Raw genomic sequence first — 20,514 nt, forward strand, 5'->3', positions numbered from 1 at the left:
CTCGCCGGAGGGACGACTCGGAACCGCTCGGCGACGACGAACTCCGGGGCCTTCGAGCTTGTCGCGGAGGGGGCCGGGGAAGGCGAGTTCGTAAGGCGGCAGGCCATCCATGAGCGAGCGTATGGGGCGCAAGAAGCCACTTCACGCCGAAGGGGTGCCTCTCGTCAGAGACACCCCTTCTGACCTGCATAGCTTCTGGCCTGCGCGGTGGGTGTGGGATTTGAACCCACGGTGACATCGCTGCCACGACGGTTTTCAAGACCGTTGCGGAATCAGGAACGAAACCCCTTCTCACGTGTACGGGAGCGCTGGATCGGCTCCTTCTGCGCGACGTTGGCCCACACATGGCCCACAGGCCCGTGAGCGTCGGACAGATTTGAACCGCAACGAGTACTCCCTCGTGCGCCGCTGTCTGTCTCTGTTGATGTCAGCTACTGATGTCACACAGTCGCTACCGCCGACAAGTCCTGCTCCACCACTGCTCATCAGGGTCTGTCGACCCGGCGCGCGACCTGGGGGTGCGCGCCGGGTCGACAGATCGCTACTCCGGGACCACGCTTAGTTGTTGAGGCACGAGGCGTAAGTGGCAGGAGTACGGCGCCCACTGAATTGGGTGACGACACGGGAGGTCAGACATGGCGACTCTGCGAAACATGCGAGAGCGGACCATCACGTTCTTCGAGATCGTCAAGCCAACCAGTGGTGAGCCGAAACGAATGGAACAGATCGATTGGGACGGGGCACTCTCCGATGTGTCCCAACTGTCGGCGCCCGAACGTAAAGTAGAGGCTGAGAACATATGGGTCGGGACGGTCACCACCGTAGACACCGACAACATCCTCCTGTTGCATCGAGTGAAGGACTCAGGTGAATGGCTCTCCGTTCTCAACTGGGACACCGGAGACCTGCGTGAACTTGAACAGTCAGCCCACGAGGGGTACTTGGACACCTCCGTCATATATTTCCTACCATTCGGCAATATAGTTGCCGTCATGCCAGGCTCTGTTTCCGCTCCAGGCAGGCCTGCACTCGAATCATGGATCAACGGGATGAAAATATTCCCGCACGATCTTCTCGTACGCCCGGTCATAGCTCATGCCGAAGTGGAGAAACTCAGAACAGCTGAAGGAGCAAGCCGGGTAGAAGTCAAGGTAATGGCCAATAAGATGGGAGCCCTGAGGGAGAAGAAGGGCGGACTGGCCCACTCGCTCCGAATTGCAGGAGAGGCCTATGGAGAAATCAGCGTCACAATGATTATTAGTGTCCCTCGGAAGAAAGAATTGAGAGAGCACAGGGAGATGCTCCTAGCCGACCTCAGGGCTATCTCCGATGTCGTACCGGAAGCCGAACGAGCGCGCGCCAAACTCGTTTACTCAGACCCCACCGGTCCCGAGTACTCACGCCTAGTAGAACTGGTAGATCACCACATCACTGCCAAGCGCCGCGTCGCCGCAACGGACGATGAAGGCAACTCCATCCGGATCCTGTCAGCGGTGCATGCCATCCTGGGAGCATCAGCAGAGCACGAGGACGAGTTGCGCTTGGCGGTCGACAGCGTAGAAGCTACCTGAGCTGCGGGGAGGATGTAGCGACGATGGGTGCGGGCGAAGCACTAGAAGATCGTTGGTCCGAGTGGCTCTGGGTTGACTACCTGGCAGCTGCGGTCATCGTCGCTGGCCACATTCTCTTGATCAGGCTCACAGGATCGGGAGACTGGCTTTCCTGGATCGACTCCTCACAGCGCACTGACGCCTACGGCACTTCGGCTGGCGTAGTTTCCGCAATCGGCGGGTTGAGTGCCATTGCGATCTCAATTTATACCGCCTCGAATGGAATTCGAGTTCGGGAAGTCCGACGAGAACACCATGCGAAACTTCGGAAGAGCTGGCGCGCCCTACTAGCTGTGACAGCTCTCTGCTGCGCTCTATTTATCGTTGCTCAGACACTAGACAGGAAGAACGATCCGCTCTCAGCAAGGTTCATCTTCGAATATGCCTTCTGCCTCGCTGTGATCCGTTTTGGTCGTTTGATCTGGCTTTTCGAGATGATGATGCGCATTTCGGATCGCGACCTAACGGACCCACAGATTGAGCCAGCGCCGGTGCGGGATCCCGATTGGGTTCAGCGGCGCCGACAGAATGCCAGCTGAAAGTGATCTGCGAACCCATCGACTGACGAAACCATCGACGCACAGCTGAGTGCGAGGCACCCCTGGTCGTCCGGCCAGGGGTGTTCGTTTGTTGGGCGGGATATTTGACGGCTTGGCCAGCCTGTTAGCCCTTTCTGAACGACTCCCCGGCGCGTGATGCCGGCCCTGTGAGGTCAGGTTCGAGAGTCTTCTAGAGCCGCGATCACGGTCGAAGGATCGCCGTCGTACGAGAGGTACGGTTCACCTGCCTGAGGGGGGAAGAACCGGGCACGGTACCTCTGAAGGTCGCTCTCGGAGAAGTAGATCGAGTTGGGGTCGTTCGCGTGAAACTCGTTGCGCTTACTGATCCTCGCCCAAAGCTCGTCGTGGCTGGCCGCGAGATAGACGACAACCGCAGTGGCGCCGGCGTCGGCGGCGATGGCTCGCCAGTGAGCTCGGTCCTCGGGGGTCCAAAAGCCATGGTCAACGACGACGTCATGTCCCGCCTTGAGCTCATCGGCGAGTTCGACCGCCACGTCCTCCAGTACCGGGCGCTCAAGGGTCGGGAAGATGCCCCGAGGAAAGTCCACCCCGTACACACCATGCCGGCGGTACATCTCTTCGTCCGGACACAGCCGTACGAACCCGCGGTCGGTCAGCGCGCGGGAGAGGGTGGTCTTGCCGGAGCCTGGCAGTCCGGCCATCAGGACGCAGAACGGTGGACGTGATGACATCGGTCTCGTCATGGTCATGGAGATGGCGGCCATCTCCGCTTCGGCTTCGGGCGTGATTGTGCCAGCTCTACGGGCCGCGAGCAGTGACCCTAGGCGGTTTTCAAGCACGCTCGCGAGCGTGTCGTCTACCACCGTCACGGCGCGACCTCCGATTCTGTGCGCCAAGTGCGGCCAGGGCCGCCGAGGTCCACGCCGAATTCCACGACGTTGCCCTCGCTGTCGACGAACTTTGCCGTCATCACGACTACTGGTTCCGTCGGTGGGTTCTCAGGGTCCAGCTCGAGGAGTCGTGCGTACTCCGGCGTGAGCAGCCTCGCGGAAGCGGTGTCGATGCGGTGACTGATCGGGTGGCCGGTGGCTTGGGCGATGAGCTGGAGCGAAGTTCCCCCTGCCAGGCGCTCGCCTTCTGCCAGTTGGGGGATGAGCTTTGCGTACCGAACCGGAATCCATGACGTGCTGTGGGCCACGATGCCGTGCCGGTCTCGGTACACCCGGCTCCGGCGAATCACGTCAGAGTCGGGCTGAAGGTCCAATGCTTGGGCCACTTCGGTGGGCGCGGGCACTACCGCTGCCTGATGCGAGTCTGATCTTTCGCCTGCACCCCAGCTAGATCCCGTGCGGCGTCCACGGTCCTGGCGTTGAGAGCCTGAAGACATTGGGGCCGGCTGGTCCAGGACTTCTGTCCCGATCCCGTGGATCCCTCGGACAAGCCCCTCGTTGCGCAGCTTGCGGAGAGCCTTCTCGGCTGTCGCGGTGCTGACTTTCCACTCTTCGGCGAGGTTCTTGATGCTGGGCAGGAGCGTTCCTGGCTCTAGCTGGCCAGACGTAATCAGCTCCGTGTAGTGGGCGGCAATCTTCGCGTACGGCGCCCGGTTGTCGGCCTGGCCTGCCATTTCGCCTGCTCCCTGTCGTTACTTCCCTGAGGTTCCCTACCTTACCGCTTGACACCGCAGGGAACCCTAGGGAACCTTAGGGATGTGCCCGCCGGTCGGTTCAACCGAACGGCGGGTGTCGGACCTCAATACGCCCTCATTCAGGGCCCGTTCGAGGTCAAGGGGCCCGGGACAGAGCGGGCCGAGGGCGCCCCCGACCCTGGGCATTCGGGAGGGCTTAGACCGAAAGGTCACGTCTCCGTACGCCTACAACGGGGTCATGCCGCGCTACCTGATACGGGCGCGACACCCCCCAAGGAGACATGCACGTCGCCCCGGCATCCAGCCGTGAAGGGTGCGAGATCGAATCTCGCCCGGGGCACTCCGGCCGCTCGACGCGGCCATGCCGCGCGTTTGGCGTGGCTGATCACCCAGAACGGCGCGCACCCCCGGAGGGGCAACTCCGGGGGTGCTGTTCGGGCCGTTCCACCTGTGAGAGGAACACGACCCAATGAACCCCATCGTGACTGTTCAGGATGCTGTTACCGCGTTCGCCGACTTCATGGAGCCGACGGATGCGGAGCTGGACGCGATCGACCAGGAGATGCCGGTCATCGTCGCGGACATCGACCTGTTGGACGCGCACATCGCCACCCTCGACCGGACCCCGACCGAGTTGGACCAGCGGCGCATCCGCCGGGCCCGCCGCCGGGCGTTGGCCGCGCGGGTGGAGCTGATCAACCACACGGTTACGGCCTCGGGGGTCGGGGCGTGACCGCGCAGACGTTCACGGCGCAGATGTCCGCGTTCAAGGACGGGTGGCGGCTGTATGTGGTGCTCATGGACACCACCGACCCGTGGCCGGAGTTCGGCTTTGACCGGGCCGCTCCGGTGCCGACGTTCACGGAGCGCGTGAACGCGCTCAGCGTTCTCGGCTTCGAGCCGGTTCCGGGTGCCGAGTGGGAGTGGACGGAGTACAGCGCCGACCCCGATGACCCCTCCACCGCTGTGACGCTGCTCGCCGCCATGCGGGTGCGTTCATGGACGGAGGGGCAGGCGTGAACAGCGTTCAGATCCGTTCAGCCGAGCGCGCGCTGTCCGTCGGGACGTGGCTCATCGTCGCGGGCGCCATGCTCTATTCGATCCTCACCGTCACCCCGCTCGCGGCCGCCCATACCCCCGATGAGTGGGACTGGACGGCCCCGATCCTGCCCCTCGTCGTTGACGCCGCGGTCGTCATCGTGGTCCGTCTCGATGCGGTCCTGGCCCGTCTCGGGGGGCATGGCGGCCGGTGGCCGGTGGTGCTGCGCTGGATGACCGGCTGCATGACGCTGGCGTTGAACGTCGCGGACTCCGCGCTGCAAGGCGACCTGGTGGGCGTGGCCGTGCATGCGGTCGCACCGCTGCTGCTGATCGTCACCGCGGAAACCGGTCTGGCCTACCGGCGCGCCATCACCGCCGCCGTCACCTCTCTGGAAGAGCGGCAGCGCATCGAGCGGGAGACGCGGGAGCAGGCCGCGGCCGAGCGCCGTGAGACTGCCGCACGGCGGGCCCGTGAGGAGCGTGAGCATGCGGCGATGCTGGCGCGTGAACAGCGTGAGCACGAAGCCCGTCTGATCCGTGAGCAAGCGGAGCGGGAGGAGCGGGCCCGCCGCGAGGAGCGTGAGCGCCAGGAGGCCCGGGAGCGCGCGGAGCGGGAAGATCGTGAACGCCGTGAACGCGAGCGTGAACAGCTCCGGCTGGACCGTGAACGGTCCGAGCGCGAGGAGGCCGAGCGACGCGAGCGGGAGCGGCAGGAGCACATCGAGCGTGAACGCCGTGAACACGTAGAGCGCCAGGAGCGGGCCGCGCGTGAACGCGCCGCCCTGCTGGCGCTGGGACCCGCCACAGAGAAGAAGCCCGAGGAGCGGGCCCGCGTGATGGTGCAGGCCGCGTTCACAGCCGGGTTGTCGGTGCGGGCCGCTGCGGAGCTGTGTGGTTGGTCGGTCGGTTGGGTCTCTACCCGCTATCAGGAACTGCGCGACGCCGGCCACGTCGCCGCCGACGTGAGCGAGCTGGTTGAGGCGGTCATCTGATGGCGACCGCCTACGCGAAGTGCTTCGACCCAAACGGGGCCCGCTACGGCATACCCACCTACCCGTGGCGGATGGCCCCGGACGGCTACGCCACCCGCCGCCAGCTCCGCGCCCGCGGCCTACGGCCCGGGGGTCAGCCGGTGGCGGCGCAGGTGATGGTGTTCAACCGCCGCCACGGCGCCCGCGTCGCCTACCTCTACCTCGAGGAACTGGCCAAGCCGGTCCGTCCGATGACCTCCCGCAAGTGGGGCGCACTGGCACTGGCGATGCTCGCCCGCCGCACCTGCCCCCGCTGCCAGGTCATCTACAGCTACTGCCTGTCGACCCGGCACGGCATCTGCGGTCTGTGCATCAACGCCGAAGAACAGCGCGCCGCCTGAACCCCCTTCGACTTTCCAAGGAGTTTCGCTGTGTCCAGTCGTACCCGTACCCGCAAGGTCAGGACCGCCGCCGGCGTCCACACCGTCCAGCTCCCGCGCCAACGCGGGCGCCGCGCACAGCCGTTCGTGGTCGTCGTCCCCGAACACCCCTCGCTGACCCGTGAGGCGCTCGGCTTCGTGGGCCGTGGACTGTGGATGGCCCGGCACGCGCTCGCCCCCACCGGCCTCGCCCTGCTCGCCCTGGCCGTCACCGGGCTGCTGCACGTCATCGCCTGGTGGTCCGCTCTCGTGCTCGCGCCCACGGCCATAGCGCCGCTCGTGTGGTTCGCCGTTGTGCAGCGCTCTCGCCCCGCGCGGGGTTCCACGCTGGCCTGGCGCATCGCCCTGGCCGTGTTCGCCACGCTCGCGTTCACGTGGGCGGCACTCGCGGCCGGGTTCGGCCCGTGGGCCAGTCCGCTGCCGCTGGTCTGGCTGCTCACCCTGATCGTCGTCCAGACCGCGTGGCTCATCGTCCGCCGCACCCACTGACCCGAGGAGGCCACCTCTGATGGCAACCCCCACGCGCAACAGCAACGGCCGCAACGGCGGCGCCACCAACCGCACGAACGGTGCGAACAGCAACAACGGCAAGGGCAACAAGTTCACCAACGCGGGCGCCGCGGTCGGCGGGTTCGTCGGTGCGATGGGCGGCTCGTTCGTCCCGCCGATCAACGTCACCGTCAACAACAACCGCAACCGAAGCCAGGCAGGCGGTGGTGGCCGGTCGGGCGGCCAGTCCCTGTTGCCTGCGCCGGAGTTCACCAATCCCGCGCAGGTACGGAACTACTGCAACACCCTGCGGGCGGCCGGCGTGACGCTGTCCATCGAGGTCGCCATGGCCGCCGAGATCCTCGAAAGCGTTCTGGCGGCCGTACCGGACCCGGAGGGACGGGCGTTCGGCTCCCGGATCAGGGCCCGGAGGGTGTCCCGCAAGATGCGCAAGGCCGCGGACGAACTGCGGGGCGCCGCGAAGAACGCTGCCGCCTGCTACGCGACGTTCCAGCAGGAATTCGAGGAAGAGATCAACCGGGTCCGCCACCGCGCCCGCCGCCCGCAGCAGCCGGTCATGAACTGGGACCAGCAGTAAGGAGGTTCACCCGATGTCCCGGAACCGAACCAGCACGATGACCTACCCCGACAACATGCCCGGCTACGTCATGGACCCCCACGGCGGACCCGAGAACGGCACGGTGCGCGCCTACCTGCTGCACAAGGCCAAGCCGCATCTGCCGCCGTGGCTCGGCTGGGCCGGTACCGGTCTGGTCGGCGCTTTGGGGCACTGGCGGTGGCCGGACAACGCTGCCGCGGGCGTCGGCCTCACCCTCGCCTCCGTGACACTGACCGGCGTCACCTGGTGGGCAGGCAAGAACACCAGCCAGCAGCGCCGCCTGCACTCGGCCGTTACGGTCGCGTGCGGCTCCGCATGGGTGACCGCCGCCTGCCTCGCCGGCCCGACCGCCGGGCCAGTGGACGACCTGTACCTGATGGGCGGGCCCGCGGTCGCCCTGTCCTGGAACATCCGGATGGGCCTGCGCCACAACACCGAGGGCACCCCGGGCAGTTCGGACGGAGGCCTGCTGGAGAAGGTCGGGCTGGCCCGCGCGCAGATCGGGGCGGCGAAGGTGGAGCCCAACCGGGTCACCGCGCCGCTCGCGCTGCAGCCCGGCGAGCAGACGAACGACGATGTCACCAAAGCACTGGCCAAGATCGCGTCCGCGCTGGATCTGCCGAAGAACGCCATCCGCTACACCCCCGACCCCGAATCCGAGCGCCGCGGGAATCTGGTGATCGTGCCGGAAGACATGCTCGCGGAGGTTCTGGAGTGGGAGGGCCCCTCCAACCTGGGGGGCTCGATCGCCGAGCCGCTGGTTCTGGGACGCTACGACGACGGCTCGCTGCTCGTGATGTGGCTGCCCGGTGACCCCGATGAGGGCCGCAACTCCACCCATGGCCTGATCGCGGGCCAGTCCGGCTCCGGCAAGGGCGATGCCGCCCTCAACCTCCTGACGGAGATCCTCTCCCGTCGGGACGTCATCGTCTGGTTCTCCGACCCCAAAGCCTTCCAGGACTTCGCACCCCTGCGGGCCGGACTGGACTGGGCCGTAGAGGGCGGCTCACAGACCGAGGTCATGGTCGCGGCCGTCGAAACGGTCATCCCCGCGCGTACCCGCTGGTTGGGTGCCCACGGCTACCGGCAGTGGGTTCCCGAGGCCGCGGAGGTGCAGAACGACCCGGCGCACTCGTGCAGCACGGACGGGAGCGCGTGCGGCTGTGCGGGCATGCCGTTCCTGGTCACCTGGTTCGAGGAGGCCGCCAACACCCTGCGCAACCTCGGTGACAGCGCGTTCACCGGCATCGCGCAGGAAGCCCGGTCGGCCGGCGTCTCGCTGATCGTGTCATTGCAGCGTCCGTCGTTCGACCAGATGTCCACCTCCACCCGCGCCTCCCTCCCGTCCGTGATCGCACTCGGCTGTGACCCGCGGGACGAGGGATTCTCGCTCCCCGAGACGGTCATCGACGCCGGCGCGCACCCCGGAGCGTGGGCCAACCGGCGACCGGGCTACTGCTACGTCGTCTCCCCCGGCATCGACGAGGACCGCTACCCCTCACCCGCGCGCACGCAGCGCTTCACCATCCGCGCCGTACCCGTCATGGAACAGCTCGCTGCATGGGCTCAGGCCAACGGTGCGGTTGCCGACCCCATCACCGCCGGCGCGGCCTCCTCGGTGGCCGGACGCGCCTACACCGGCCGCCCTACCCCCGACAAAGACGTCCAGCCGGTCGCCCCGCTGCGGGTGGTCCGCGACGAGGAGGACGACATGCACGACACCGGGCCCCTGATCGACCCGGAGGACACGGATATCGACCCCGAGGCTGAGCTTCCCGAGCCGGAGGAGGGCGACGACGCCCCGATCTTCGGCGAAGAGGAGGGCCGCAAGCCGAAGCCGGAGGAGGCACGCCGGCTGTTCGCCACGGCGCTGGCCGAGTTCGAGGACGCGGGCCAGATGATCGTAGGCCCGAAGGACTTCATGGACTGGTGCGACCGCAACAACCTCTCCCGCCCGTGGGTGTCCGCACGCCTCAAAGAGGCCGCGATCGAGGGCCGGTTGGAGCCCACGAACGCCACCGGGCGGTGGCGCATCGTCCCCACTCCGAGGGCTGCCTGACACCAGCCTGACGCCTGACACCGTCACGGCCCCCTGACACCCAAACCCCTAGGCAAACCCGCTGTCAGAAACGCGTGACGCCCCTTCCTGACACTCCCTGACACCTGACGTGACACCCCACCCTGTGCGGGCCCGCACCACCTCTGTGGCGCGGGCCCGCGGCCTACCCGAGGGAGGCTCGATGTCCCACCGCGACCCGCCGGGGATCCTCGCCCCGCACATACCCGCCGACGCCTACCGCCGCGCCGAAGCCACCGGAGCGCCGGTGGTCATCGTCGTCCCGGGCAGCACCCACCACGGCATCCCGTGGCGCCGAATCCTGATCCCCCTCGCCGTCGCCGCGGCTGCCTCGCTCGGCACCTGGGGACTGGTCGTCGCCCTGTGCGCGCTGCTCGATGCAGCCGCCCACGCCGCCGCCGTCATCGCCGGCGCCGCCGGACCGATCGGCGTCGGCGGCATCACGCTTCGGCTCGCCCGCTCCAAGTAGCCGCCCCGGGCGGCGGTTGCGCGCGCGGCCCCGCCGACGCGCGGACACGACCCGAGCCGCCCCGATCCCCGAGGCTGCCCCGCGCCACCACGCCCACCGCCTCACTCCCTCCACCAAAAAGCACGGGGCAAAGGGGCCGCAGAGGGGATGTCCGCCCCGACCACGCCCATGGTCTGGCCGGTCACCTGCGAAAACACCCCGTGGCTGAATCGGTCACCGCAACACCCAGCGCAACACCATGGCGCAACACCCAGCGCAACCCCCTGGCGCAACACCCAGCGCAACCCGGGGGGATGGAGGTTGGCCGACCGCACTGGCGACAACCCGGCCAATCAACCGCAAAACTCCAACAACCGCACCCACCGTCCCTGTTGCCTCAGGAGAGGACTGACGTGTTCGACGACGAGCAGTACTGCGACGACTGCGCCGACTACGGATGCCCCGGGCACCGGCTGTGTGACGAGTGCTCCGACGACGTCTGCAACGAATGCGGCGGCTGCGACTGCCCCGACACCTACTGCCCCGGCTCCATCGCCCACTACACCGGCGCCGACCACTAGCTACGCCAAGGGCGGCCCCCGTCTCGCCAAAGTCACGGGCCGCCCCTGTCCACCTGCCACGAACTGACCTGTGGAGGTCTCCAGCATGACCCAACCCACCGACATCCGGCGAGCCCACCGGCCACGGCCGCGCCTGCTGGATCTGTTCTCCTGCGCCGGAGGCGCCGCCATCGGCTACGACCGCGCGGGGTTCGACGTGGACGGATGCGACATCGCCCACCGACCCAACTACCCCTTCGACTACCACCAGGGCGACGCCCTCACCTACCTTGCCCACCTGATCACCTCGGGCGAGATCGAGCGGTACGCGTTCGTCCACGCCTCCCCGCCGTGCCAGGACAAGTGCACGTTGACCGTGGGCACCAACCAGTCCCAAGGCTGGGGCGGCGCCCACGTCGACCTGGTGGCGCCCACCCGCGAACTCCTCGACGCGACGGGCCTCCCGTACGTCATCGAGCAACCCAACGGCCGCGCGAAGATCCGCAAGGATCTGACCCTGTGCGGCGAGATGTTCGCGCTCGACGTCATCCGGCACCGCAACTTCGAGTTGGGCCGCTGGACCATCGACCAGCCGGCCCACGTCCCGCACCGCGGGCGCGTACGTGGCTGGCGGCATGGCCGTTTCTATGACGGCCCCTACGTGGCCGCGTACGGCAACGGCGGCGGCAAGCCGTCCGTGGCCGAGCTGCAAGCCGCGCTCGGCATCACGTGGACCGACGTGCGGGAGGAACTGACCGAGGCCATTCCGCCCGCCTACAGCGAGCACATCGGCCGCGCCTTCCTGCTCTCCAGTGCGTTGGAGGTGGCCGCATGAGCACGGATCTGATGAGGGCCGCCCTGGAGGCCGCACAGCGCGGTTGGCACGTCTTCCCACTGCGCCCCAACAGCAAGCATCCCGCCCTGCACGGCGCCGACCGCTGCCGGCAGACCGGCGACTGCGCTCATGGACACCTGAAGTGGGAGCAGCGGGCCAGCACCGACCCGCACCGTATCCGGTGGTGCTGGGAGACCAGCGCGGCGAACATCGCCATCGCGACCGGCCCGTCCGGGCTGGTTGTCATCGACCTCGACATGCCCAAGCCCAGCAGCAAGAACAGTGAGGGCAGTTCGGACGCGCCTGACGGCGCGACGTCCTTTGCGACGCTCTGCGAGCGCGCCGGGCACCCCGTCCCCACCACTTACCGGGTGCGGACTGCGAGCGGCGGACAGCACTTGTACTTCACCGCCCCGCCTGGCATCCGGCTGGCCAACACCGCGGGCAGTCTCGCTCCGTTGGTCGACACCCGTGCATGGGGCGGCTACGTCGTCGCCGCCGGCAGCACCACCCCCGCCGGACCGTACGAAGTCCTCGACAGCTCCGCCGTGGCCGCACTGCCCGCGTGGCTGCTGAGGCTGCTCCAACCGGCCCCCGCCCGCCCCGCCGGACCGCTCAGGCTCCCGTCGGTCAGCGGCAGCAGCGCCGCCCTGGCCGCATTGGAGGCCGAGTGCGCCATCGTCGCCGCGGCGCCGGAATCGCAGCGCAACATCACGCTCAATCGGTCCGCCTTCAAGGTGGGGCGTTTCGTCGCGTGGGGCGACATCCCCCGGCACGTGGTGGAGGAGGCCTTCCAAGCGGCGGGGGAGGCTCGCGGACTCACCGCTGCGGAGTGCCGCGCCACGATCCGCAGCGCCCTCGACAGTTCCCTGCGCAAAGCCCGGCCCCGGGATGCGGCATGAGCACCCCCCGCAGCTCCCCCTTGGAAGGCCAACCCGCCGCCACGAGCAGCCCACAGGCCGCCGAACCGGGCACGCCCCCGGCGGCCGTGGGCGCCCGAAGGGTCGTCGCCGCAGGCGCCCTTTCAGCTGTTCGTTCTGGCAAGTTCCGCAGCGACGAGGCACGCCACAGCACACCCGACCCCACGCCGGATCAGCCCGGTATCCGCATCTACGCCCCACCGCTCTACCGGCATCACTGGGACGGCGCCCGCTGGTCCAAGCGCCAAGGCGACACCCCCAACGCCGCCTACGCCTGCGCCTGCGGACAGACCGGCACCGCCACCGGAGCCCCAAACGTGGCAGCTCTGGCATCCGAGTACACCGTCCACCGCTCCGCCTGCGAGCAGGCCCCCGCAGCACTCTCCGAAAGGAGGCACGCGGCATGACCGACACCACCGACGGCGCTGCGCTGCTCGACGAGGTGGAGGACTTCCACCGCCGCTTCAACGTCTTCCCCACCGAAGCCGCATACGTAGCCGTGACCCTGTGGGACGCACACGCCCACCTCCTCGACGCGTTCGACTCCACCCCCCGCCTCGCGTTCCTCTCCCCGGAACCCGGATCGGGCAAGTCCCGCGCGCTGGAGGTCGTGGAAACCCTCGTACCGCGCTCCATGGCGGCCGTGGATGCTTCCGCCGCCGCCCTGTTCCGGTCCGTCTCCGGAGTCGACGGGGGCCGGCCGACGATCCTGTTCGACGAGATCGACACCATCTTCGGGCCCAAAGCCGGGGAGAACGAGCAGCTCCGCGGGTTCATCAACGCCGGCCACACGCGGGGCCGGGAGATGTACCGGTGCGTCGGAGACGGCGCCAACCAGCAAGTACAGGGCTTCCCCGCGTACTGCGCCGTCGCCGTCGCAGGACTCGGCTCCCTCCCCGCCACGATCATGACCCGCTCCGTCATCATCCGCATGCGCCGCCGGGCCAGGAACGAGAAGGTGGAAGCCTTCCGCACCCGCATCCACGTGCGGGAGGGCAACCAGCTCCGTGACAGGCTCGCCAGGTGGGCCGAGACCATCCAGGAGCAAGTCACGGACGTGTTCCCCGAGATGCCCGAAGGCGTCGCCGACCGGCCGGCCGACGTATGGGAACCACTCATCGCCATCGCCGACGCGGCCGGCGGCGACTGGCCTCACCGGGCCCGCGAAGCGTGCGCGACGCTGGTCAAGGCATCGCAGGCCAACGACAAGGGCAGCATCGGCATCCGCCTGCTCACCGACCTGCGCGACCACGTCCTGAGCGGCATCGACCGCCTGCCCACCGTCGCCATCCTCGACCGGCTCAACGCCCTCGACGACGCCCCGTGGGCCGACTTCAACGGCAAGCCGCTCGACTCCCGCCGCCTGTCCCGGATGCTCAGCGAGTACGTCACCGCCGACGGCGAACCCGTCGCCTCCCGCAACATCAAAACAGGCGGCAGCGTCCTCAAGGGCTACTACTCCACCGATCTCTACGACGCATGGCAGCGCTACTGCCCCCCACCCCCGGAAAGTCCGCTACTTCCGCTACCCGAGAGCGAACACACGGACTGACCTGCACTGATCCGGTAGCGGGTACCGCCCCCGCGGCCCGCTACCGGCTACACGCTATCCGCTACCGCTACCCCTATCCGCTACCGCTTACAGGCCTCTGACCTGCACAGAAGCGGAAGTAGCGCAGGTAGCGGACTTCCCAGAAGGGGACCGAAGAGCCCCGTCATGACCTTTACGTGAGGAGTCGCACCGTGGCCCGCCCCAAGATGCTCAAGCTCCCCGAAGTCCTCGAAGAGATCGAGATGAGCCGAGCCGCGTTCTACCGCATGCGCGCACGCGGCCAAGCGCCCCGTCTCCAGAAGCTGCCCAACGGTCAACTCCGCGTCAGCCGTGCCGACCTCGATGCCTGGTGGGCGCGCTGCGAACAGCGCGCCACAGTCTGACCCCACCTCGTAAATCAACCATGGGCCCGCCGCATGGCGGGCCCATCTTCGGGGGAGACCCATGCTCACGTACGACGTCGATATCTGGTCCATCCGCAAGCGGGCAGGACGCCCGAAGCCCTACGAACTGCGCTGGCGCGTCGGGGCACGGCCGCACTCCAAGAGCTTCAAGCTCAAGCCGCAGGCGGACGGGCGTCGTTCCGAGCTGATGACCGCTCTCCGGGAGCGCGAGCAGTTCGACGAGGACACGGGCCTGCCGGCACGGGAGTTGGCCGTACGTACCTCGCCCACCTGGTACGACCACGCCACCGCGTACGCGCTCATGAAGTGGCCACGCGCCGCGGCCAAGCACCGGGCCGGAATCGCCGAAGCGCTCGCGGTCGTCATCCCGACGCTGGTCACTACGACTCGCGGTGCCCCAGATTCCCGGACCCTGCGGGCCGCTCTCTACCAGTGGGCATTCCGCGCGGTGCCGGGCCCGGACGGCCAACTGACCTCACGCCATACCGTGGATGAGCCGCCACAAGAGATTCGATCGGCCCTGTCCTGGCTCTCTGAGCACTCCATGAAGGTCGCGGTTCTGGAAGACCCCGCCCTCTTGCGTCCGGCTCTCGAAGCGCTGTCACGCCGCATGGACGGGAAGAAGGCTGCGGAGAACACCGCCCGGCGAAAGCGCATGGTCCTGAGCAACTTCCTCCGGTACACGGTGGAGGAGAAGGGACTCTTGTCCGCCAACCCCCTCTTGCGCGTCGACTGGACTCCACCGGAGACGGACGACGAGATCGATTTTCGGTACGTGCCCGGCCCGGCTCTGGCCCGTTCGTTCATCACCGCTGTGCGGAACTCCGGAGCCCGCGGGCAACATCTCGAAGCGTTCTTCGGGTGCCTGTACTACGCCGCGATGCGCCCCGCCGAAATCGCCTCGCTAAAGGCCTCAGACTGCACCCTGCCCCCGGACACCGAGGAAACAGCGGAGCAGTGGGGGGAGCTACTGCTTGGAGAGAGCCGCCCGGAGGTCGGGGGAGGCTGGACGGATGACGGCGCGTCCTATGAGGCTCGCAGTCTCAAGCGCCGGGCCCGTGGGGCGACGCGGTCCGTTCCGATTCCGCCGATCCTCGTGCGAATGCTGCGGGACCACATCGCGGCCTATGGGACGGCCCCGGACGGCCGTCTCTTCCGCGCGGCGCAGGGCGGTCGGGTCCGGTCGACCGAGTACTGCGATCTGTGGGACGCGGCACGCGCTGCGGTGCTGTCGAAGGAGGACGCGGCAACGCCCCTCGCTCAAGTGCCGTACTCGCTCCGCCACGCAGGGGTGTCACTGTGGATCAAATCTGGAGTGGACCCCGTGGAAGTCGCGCGGCGAGCCGGCCACAGTATCGCTGTGCTGTTCCGCTTCTACGCCAAGATCCTCCGGGGCGAGCAATCCCGCTCCAATCAGCTCATCGCGCAGGAGCTGAACAGGGGCGGGTAGGCAGGGCCCACGTTGGCCCACAGATGGCCCATACGCACTGGTCAAACGTGGGACACGGGCGAGCCAGGGTGAGACAGGGTGAACGCAGAAGGGGTGCCGCTCCGGAGAGTGGCACCCCTTCTGACCTGCATAGCTTCTGACCTGCGCGGTGGGTGTGGGATTTGAACCCACGGTGACATCGCTGCCACGACGGTTTTCAAGACCGTTCCCTTAGGCCGCTCGGGCAACCCACCCCGCACCACCGGTCACCGGCGGCGCGGGGACAAGAGTAACCGGTGCCCACGCGCGCGTGGGGTCAGCTGTCGCCCTCCCGGGAAGCCAGGGTGAGATCCACCGTGTTGGTCTTGCCGTCGCGTTCGTAGGTGATCTTGACCTTGTCGCCGGGCTGGTGGGTCCAGATCTCGCCGATGAGGGTGGGGCCCGAGTCGATGACCCGGTCGTCGAGCTTGGTGATGACGTCGCCGGGCTTGAGGCCCGCCTTGGCCGCCGGGCCGCCGGCCTCGACCGCGTCGGAGCCGCTGGCACCCTGCTCGGTGATCTTCGCGCCGCCCGTGGAGTCCTCCAGGGAGACCGAGGCGCCGATCTTGGCGTACACCGGCTTGCCGGTCTTGATCAGCTGCTGGGCCACGTACCTGGCCTGGTTGATCGGGATGGCGAAGCCGAGGCCGATCGAGCCGGACTGGCTGGTGCCGCCCAGGCCGCCGTTGCTGCTGGACTGGATCGCGGAGTTGATGCCGATCACGTTGCCCTGGGCGTCCAGGAGGGGGCCGCCCGAGTTGCCCGGGTTGATCGAGGCGTCCGTCTGCAGGGCGCTCATGTAGGACGCGTTCGAACCGCTGCCGTCGCTCGACGCGACCGGGCGGTTCTTCGCGCTGATGATGCCCGTCGTGACCGTGTTGGAGAGGCCGAAGGGGGCGCCGATGGCGATCGTCGAGTCGCCCACCGCCACCTTGTCCGAGTCGCCCAGCGTCAACGGCTTCAAGTCGCTCGGCGCGTTCTTGAGCTTGATCACCGCCACGTCGTAGCCCTGCGCGTGGCCCACGACCTCGGCGTCGTACTTCTTGCCGCTCGGGAAGGTCGCGGTCAGCTTGCCGCCATCCACCGCGTCCGCCACGACGTGGTTGTTGGTGACGATGTGGCCCTCGGTGTCGAAGACGAAGCCGGTGCCGGTGCCGCCCTCGCCGCTGCTGGACTCGGCCTGGATGGTGACCGTGCTCGGCAGCGCCGTGGCGGCCACACCCGCGACCGTGCCGGCCTCGCGCTTGACGGAGCCGCCGCTGTCGGAGGCGGAGACGGTGGTCGACGAGGTGTTGTCGTCGTTCTTGGCCAGGACGTAGCCGAGGCCGCCGCCCAGGCCGCCCGCGACCAGCGCGGCGATCAGGACCGCCGCCATCAGGCCGCCACGGCCGCGGCCGGACTTAGGCGTGGGCTGCTGGTAGGAGGCGCCCCAGCCACCGGCACCCGCACCGCCCGAGCCGCTGTCGGCGTACGTCGGGGTGGCCGGGGGCGGGGGCGGCCAGGAGCCGTCCGGTGCCTGGCCCGGGGCAGTACCGCCCTGCGGACCGCCCGCGCTCGCCGAGGCGTACGCCGGTGCCTGGCCCGCGTGGACCAGTTCCTGCTCCGCTGCGCCGGGGGCGTGCGGGGGCGTCGTGGGGAGCGGGGTCGTCGGGGCGCCGCTCTCGGGCGCGCTCGCCTGCGGGGAGGCTGCGGGGGAATCCACCGGCACAGGAGGTGCGGACGGGGCCGGGGGTACCGCAGTGCCCTCGTTCTCGGTGCTCACAGCTTTTCTCCTCGATCCACGGCTGTTGTCCTAAGGTCGCACTCGGTCACGCTCGTTCACGCTTGCCGACGGTCCGGCGCGATGCAGCTGTGCATGTGCTTTTGTATGCCGTCAGCTTTTCCCACAGGCCGTCAGAGCACCATAAGCGGTGGCTGTGGGTCCGCGACTTTCCTTTATATGGGACCTGTCCGGCGAACCGGACGCATCTCGGCGCCCTCCTCGTGCGACGCGTACCCCGGTGCGATGGCACCATGACGCGGTGACCCACGCACGGCAGCAAAGCATTCAGGTCGTCGCCCACCGTGGAGCCTCCGAAGAGGCCCCGGAGCACACTCTGGCCGCGTACAAGAAGGCGATCGAGGACGGTGCCGACGCCCTCGAGTGCGATGTGCGCCTGACCGCCGACGGCCATCTCGTCTGCGTCCACGACCGACGCGTCAACCGTACGTCCAACGGGCGCGGGGCGGTCTCGGCCCTGGAGCTGGCCGACCTGGCCGCCCTGGACTTCGGCTCCTGGCGGAACCGGGACGAGGAGCCCGACTGGGAGCACCGCCCGGAGGACCGTGAGGACACCTCCGTACTGACGCTGGAGCGGCTCCTCGAGCTGGTCGCGGACTCGGGGCGGCGGGTGGAGCTGGCCATCGAGACCAAGCACCCCACCCGCTGGGCCGGGCAGGTGGAGGAGCGGCTGCTCGTCCTGCTGAAACGGTTCGGGCTGGACTCGCCCGCCTCGGCCGCCGACTCCCCGGTGCGGATCATGAGCTTCTCGGCCCGCTCGCTGCATCGCGTGCGTGCCGCCTCGTCGGTGCTGCCCACGGTCTATCTGATGCAGTTCGTCTCGCCCCGACTGAGGGACGGTCGGCTTCCGGCGGGCGTCCGCATCGCGGGGCCCTCGATCCGGATCGTGCGCAATCACCCGGCGTACATCGAGCGGCTGAAACGAGCAGGTCACCAGGTGCACGTATGGACGGTGAACGAGCCCGAGGACGTGGATCTCTGCGTCGAGCTCGGCATCGACGCGATCATCACCAACCGACCGCGCGCGGTCCTGCGCCAGCTGGGCAGATAACCAAATCGCCGACAACTGGTAAAGACCTGTGACGACATCTTGACCAGGCACCCCGGACACCCGCATTCTCCCCACTCGGCCATAACGTCGAAATCCAGCCATGCGATTACAGGGTGTGCTCCGGCGCGTTCGGACCGTGTTCGATCGTTACGAATGCGTCAGCGGACCTTGATTGGCCGGTTTCCGGTACAGGCCAATGGGGCATCCACACCGTGGCGTGGGGCAAAGGAGGTCTCGGGGGTGGCGTTGGTGGTGGCACAGGAGGTGCCCGCGTCGTCGAGCATGGCCGTACCCCATGGCCCTGCGGGCGTGGGGAAAGCAAGACACCGGATGCGTTCTCAGCTACGCACGGGTGGCGTGTCGGAAGCGGTCATCGACGACGCCGTACTGATTCTTTCCGAACTCTTGAGCAATGCGTGCAAGCACGGCCGGCCACTGGGCGACGCCCTGGCCGGGGACGGCGATGTCCGCGCCGCCTGGCGGGTGGACACCGGGGGCAGACTCACGGTCGAGGTGACGGACGGCGGTGGGCCCACCCGCCCTGCTCCGGCCACGCCCTCGGTCACCGCACACGGCGGCCGCGGGCTGAACATCATCACCGCACTGTCCGACGACTGGGGTGTCAGGGACGACGCCCGCGGCGAGGTCACGGTGTGGGTGGTCGTCCACGACGACGTGCACGATCCGGACGCCTGCCACCGCCGCGACGACTTCACCACGCGCATCACGGCTCCCTCGGTGTCGACGATCGGCGATCTGGACTTCGCGGACGCGTTCACCGACCTGGACTAGACGCTCCGCCGGGAAGGCCGCGATGGTTCGCCCTTGACTGCGGCTCCGTCGTGGCCAGTCGCGCAGTTCCCCGCCCCCCTAGGGGGCGTACCGAACCGCCGGGGTTGTCCACAGGCTCCCGTCGGTCATCCCGTGAACGGCTAGGCTCCCGCCGTACTAGACCAGCCGTAACCGGGAGACCTCACGATGGCCAAGAAGCGACCCCAGACGAAGGCCAAGCGCCCGCAGATCGCCGACGGGGAGGTCCCGGTCGTCGGTGCCCGCGAGCCCTGCCCCTGCGGCAGCGGCCGCCGCTACAAGGCCTGTCACGGCCGGGCCGCCGCGCACGCGGTGACCGAGCTGGTGCAGCGCCCGTTCGAGGGGCTGCCGGGCGAGGGCGACTGGGTGGCACTGCGCGAGCTGGTACCGGCCGCCACCGTCGAGCTGACGCTGAAGGGCGGCCTCCCCGAGGGCGTCCCGTCGGTCTCGCTGGCCACGGTGCTGCCGATGGCCTGGCCGGCGCTGCGCCGCGAGGACGGCTCGGTGCTGCTGGGCCTGCAGAACGACACGGCGTCGGGCGACATCAGTCGCGACCTCGCCGACACCCTCCAGCGTGCCCTCACCGCCGACCCGGGCACCCCGGTCCAGGGCCGCCGCGCCCCCGCCGACGGCCCGCGACTGCAGGATCTGCTCGACCCCGAAGGCACGTTCGAGCCAGTCGTGCACACGGGCTTCGAGTTCTGGGTGCCGGACGCGGAGAACTCCACCCCGGAGGTGGCCGCCTCCCTGGAGCGTGCCAACGCCGCGGCCATCCCGACCGCCAAGCTCCAGGGCGTGGACGCCGCCTACTGGTGCGAGACGCCGGACAAGAACCACCTGCGCTGGGTCATGCCGTATCCCGAGGAGCAGCTTCTGGACGCGCTCGCGCGGCTGCACGCGGCGGGCCGGGCCGGCCTCGGCGAGGGCACCCGGCTCGTGGGTTCCTTCCGCGCGCACGGGCTCACCGTGCCGGTCTGGGACCTGCCGAGCGGGGTCACCGCGGAGGATGTGGAGAAGCCGGCGGCCGAGTTCGCCGAGCGGCTCACCGGCGCGCTGGCCTCGGACACTCCGCTCACCGCGGACGAGCGTCGCGCGCGTGGCGGGCTGACCAACCGACAGGTCACGCTCAGCTGACACACAGGTTCGAACCCTGGAGCTGCTGACTGGTCGGTCAGCAGCTCCAGGGGGTTGCGGGGTGCCGGGATCCACTCACAACTCCCGTCGTGAGCAAGTGAGTCGGTGTCCGGAAAGCCGATGAAAAAGCGAGATCGAA

Annotated in this window: 23 protein-coding genes and 1 tRNA gene; 20 read left to right on the forward strand and 4 right to left on the reverse strand. The window is 68.4% G+C overall.

Annotation, left to right across the window (positions count from 1 at the left end; all coding sequences use genetic code 11):
* Positions 1-635 precede the first annotated feature (635 nt).
* On the forward strand, positions 636-1,571 hold the full coding sequence (locus TN53_RS44580) for a hypothetical protein (RefSeq protein WP_234441488.1): 936 nt from the start codon (positions 636-638) through the stop codon (positions 1,569-1,571).
* A gap of 23 nt (positions 1,572-1,594) precedes the next feature.
* Complete coding sequence (locus TN53_RS44585) at positions 1,595-2,149, forward strand: hypothetical protein (RefSeq protein ID WP_095046232.1); 555 nt, start codon at positions 1,595-1,597, stop codon at positions 2,147-2,149.
* A 173-nt stretch (positions 2,150-2,322) separates the two neighbouring features.
* Here the strand turns inward: TN53_RS44585 and TN53_RS01370 are convergent, their stop codons facing one another.
* Entirely contained in the window at positions 2,323-3,000 is a 678-nt protein-coding gene (locus tag TN53_RS01370) for an AAA family ATPase (RefSeq protein WP_095046233.1), read from the reverse strand.
* Positions 2,997-3,755, reverse strand: coding sequence for a GntR family transcriptional regulator (locus TN53_RS01375; protein ID WP_046256419.1), 759 nt, complete (start codon positions 3,753-3,755; stop codon positions 2,997-2,999). Before TN53_RS01375 ends, TN53_RS01370 begins: the two co-directional genes overlap by 4 nt.
* Positions 3,756-4,245: 490 nt before the next feature.
* Here TN53_RS01375 and TN53_RS01380 point away from each other — a divergent pair, with 490 nt between their 5' ends.
* The 15 genes from TN53_RS01380 to TN53_RS01440 all read left to right on the forward strand — a co-directional run bounded on the left by TN53_RS01380 (position 4,246) and on the right by TN53_RS01440 (position 15,582).
* Complete coding sequence (locus TN53_RS01380) at positions 4,246-4,509, forward strand: DUF6284 family protein (RefSeq protein WP_046256420.1); 264 nt, start codon at positions 4,246-4,248, stop codon at positions 4,507-4,509.
* The gene (locus TN53_RS01385) at positions 4,506-4,796 is read left to right on the forward strand and encodes a DUF6303 family protein (RefSeq protein WP_234441489.1); all 291 of its coding nucleotides are present in this window, start codon (positions 4,506-4,508) and stop codon (positions 4,794-4,796) included. Before TN53_RS01380 ends, TN53_RS01385 begins: the two co-directional genes overlap by 4 nt.
* Complete coding sequence (locus TN53_RS01390) at positions 4,793-5,809, forward strand: hypothetical protein (protein WP_046256421.1); 1,017 nt, start codon at positions 4,793-4,795, stop codon at positions 5,807-5,809. Before TN53_RS01385 ends, TN53_RS01390 begins: the two co-directional genes overlap by 4 nt.
* Positions 5,809-6,189 (forward strand): RRQRL motif-containing zinc-binding protein, encoded by a 381-nt coding sequence (locus TN53_RS01395; RefSeq protein ID WP_046256422.1) that lies wholly within the window; start codon positions 5,809-5,811, stop codon positions 6,187-6,189. Before TN53_RS01390 ends, TN53_RS01395 begins: the two co-directional genes overlap by 1 nt.
* A gap of 30 nt (positions 6,190-6,219) precedes the next feature.
* A complete protein-coding gene (locus TN53_RS01400) occupies positions 6,220-6,717 on the forward strand; it encodes a hypothetical protein (RefSeq protein ID WP_046256423.1) in 498 nt (165 codons plus the stop codon).
* 19 nt (positions 6,718-6,736) lie between these two features.
* Positions 6,737-7,315, forward strand: a complete 579-nt coding sequence (gene traA, locus TN53_RS01405) for a plasmid transfer protein TraA (protein WP_046256424.1) — start codon at positions 6,737-6,739, stop codon at positions 7,313-7,315.
* A 55-nt stretch (positions 7,316-7,370) separates the two neighbouring features.
* Complete coding sequence (gene traB / locus TN53_RS01410) at positions 7,371-9,395, forward strand: plasmid transfer protein TraB (RefSeq protein ID WP_046256584.1); 2,025 nt, start codon at positions 7,371-7,373, stop codon at positions 9,393-9,395.
* Between the two features lie 181 nt (positions 9,396-9,576).
* The gene (locus tag TN53_RS01415) at positions 9,577-9,882 is read left to right on the forward strand and encodes a hypothetical protein (RefSeq protein ID WP_046256425.1); all 306 of its coding nucleotides are present in this window, start codon (positions 9,577-9,579) and stop codon (positions 9,880-9,882) included.
* 392 nt (positions 9,883-10,274) lie between these two features.
* Entirely contained in the window at positions 10,275-10,442 is a 168-nt protein-coding gene (locus TN53_RS47750; protein ID WP_199924488.1) for a hypothetical protein, read from the forward strand.
* Positions 10,443-10,527: 85 nt separating this feature from the next.
* Entirely contained in the window at positions 10,528-11,256 is a 729-nt protein-coding gene (locus TN53_RS01420) for a DNA cytosine methyltransferase (RefSeq protein ID WP_046256585.1), read from the forward strand.
* Entirely contained in the window at positions 11,253-12,158 is a 906-nt protein-coding gene (locus tag TN53_RS01425) for a bifunctional DNA primase/polymerase (protein WP_046256426.1), read from the forward strand. The genes TN53_RS01420 and TN53_RS01425 overlap by 4 nt, the downstream gene beginning before the upstream one ends.
* On the forward strand, positions 12,155-12,583 hold the full coding sequence (locus tag TN53_RS44590; RefSeq protein WP_234441490.1) for a hypothetical protein: 429 nt from the start codon (positions 12,155-12,157) through the stop codon (positions 12,581-12,583). Before TN53_RS01425 ends, TN53_RS44590 begins: the two co-directional genes overlap by 4 nt.
* Complete coding sequence (locus TN53_RS01430) at positions 12,580-13,728, forward strand: DUF3631 domain-containing protein (protein ID WP_046256427.1); 1,149 nt, start codon at positions 12,580-12,582, stop codon at positions 13,726-13,728. Before TN53_RS44590 ends, TN53_RS01430 begins: the two co-directional genes overlap by 4 nt.
* A 191-nt stretch (positions 13,729-13,919) precedes the next feature.
* Entirely contained in the window at positions 13,920-14,111 is a 192-nt protein-coding gene (locus tag TN53_RS01435) for a helix-turn-helix transcriptional regulator (RefSeq protein ID WP_095046234.1), read from the forward strand.
* A gap of 61 nt (positions 14,112-14,172) precedes the next feature.
* The gene (locus tag TN53_RS01440) at positions 14,173-15,582 is read left to right on the forward strand and encodes a tyrosine-type recombinase/integrase (RefSeq protein WP_046256428.1); all 1,410 of its coding nucleotides are present in this window, start codon (positions 14,173-14,175) and stop codon (positions 15,580-15,582) included.
* Positions 15,583-15,728: 146 nt separating this feature from the next.
* On the opposite strand, the gene TN53_RS01445 is transcribed toward TN53_RS01440, so the two are convergent.
* Both TN53_RS01445 and TN53_RS01450 read right to left on the reverse strand, forming a co-directional pair.
* A tRNA-Ser gene (locus tag TN53_RS01445) sits at positions 15,729-15,815 on the reverse strand.
* Between the two features lie 62 nt (positions 15,816-15,877).
* On the reverse strand, positions 15,878-17,362 hold the full coding sequence (locus TN53_RS01450) for a S1C family serine protease (RefSeq protein WP_046256429.1): 1,485 nt from the start codon (positions 17,360-17,362) through the stop codon (positions 15,878-15,880).
* 259 nt (positions 17,363-17,621) lie between these two features.
* Between TN53_RS01450 and TN53_RS01455 the strand changes: the two genes are divergently transcribed.
* The 3 genes from TN53_RS01455 (at position 17,622) to TN53_RS01465 (ending at position 20,375) form a co-directional block, all read left to right on the forward strand.
* On the forward strand, positions 17,622-18,431 hold the full coding sequence (locus TN53_RS01455; RefSeq protein ID WP_046256430.1) for a glycerophosphodiester phosphodiesterase: 810 nt from the start codon (positions 17,622-17,624) through the stop codon (positions 18,429-18,431).
* A 153-nt stretch (positions 18,432-18,584) separates the two neighbouring features.
* Positions 18,585-19,223, forward strand: a complete 639-nt coding sequence (locus TN53_RS01460; protein WP_046256431.1) for an ATP-binding protein — start codon at positions 18,585-18,587, stop codon at positions 19,221-19,223.
* 186 nt (positions 19,224-19,409) lie between these two features.
* Entirely contained in the window at positions 19,410-20,375 is a 966-nt protein-coding gene (locus TN53_RS01465) for a DUF5926 family protein (RefSeq protein ID WP_046256432.1), read from the forward strand.
* Positions 20,376-20,514: the final 139 nt, after the last annotated feature.

Source organism: Streptomyces sp. WM6386 (genome assembly GCF_000972385.1).
Lineage (GTDB): Bacteria > Actinomycetota > Actinomycetes > Streptomycetales > Streptomycetaceae > Streptomyces.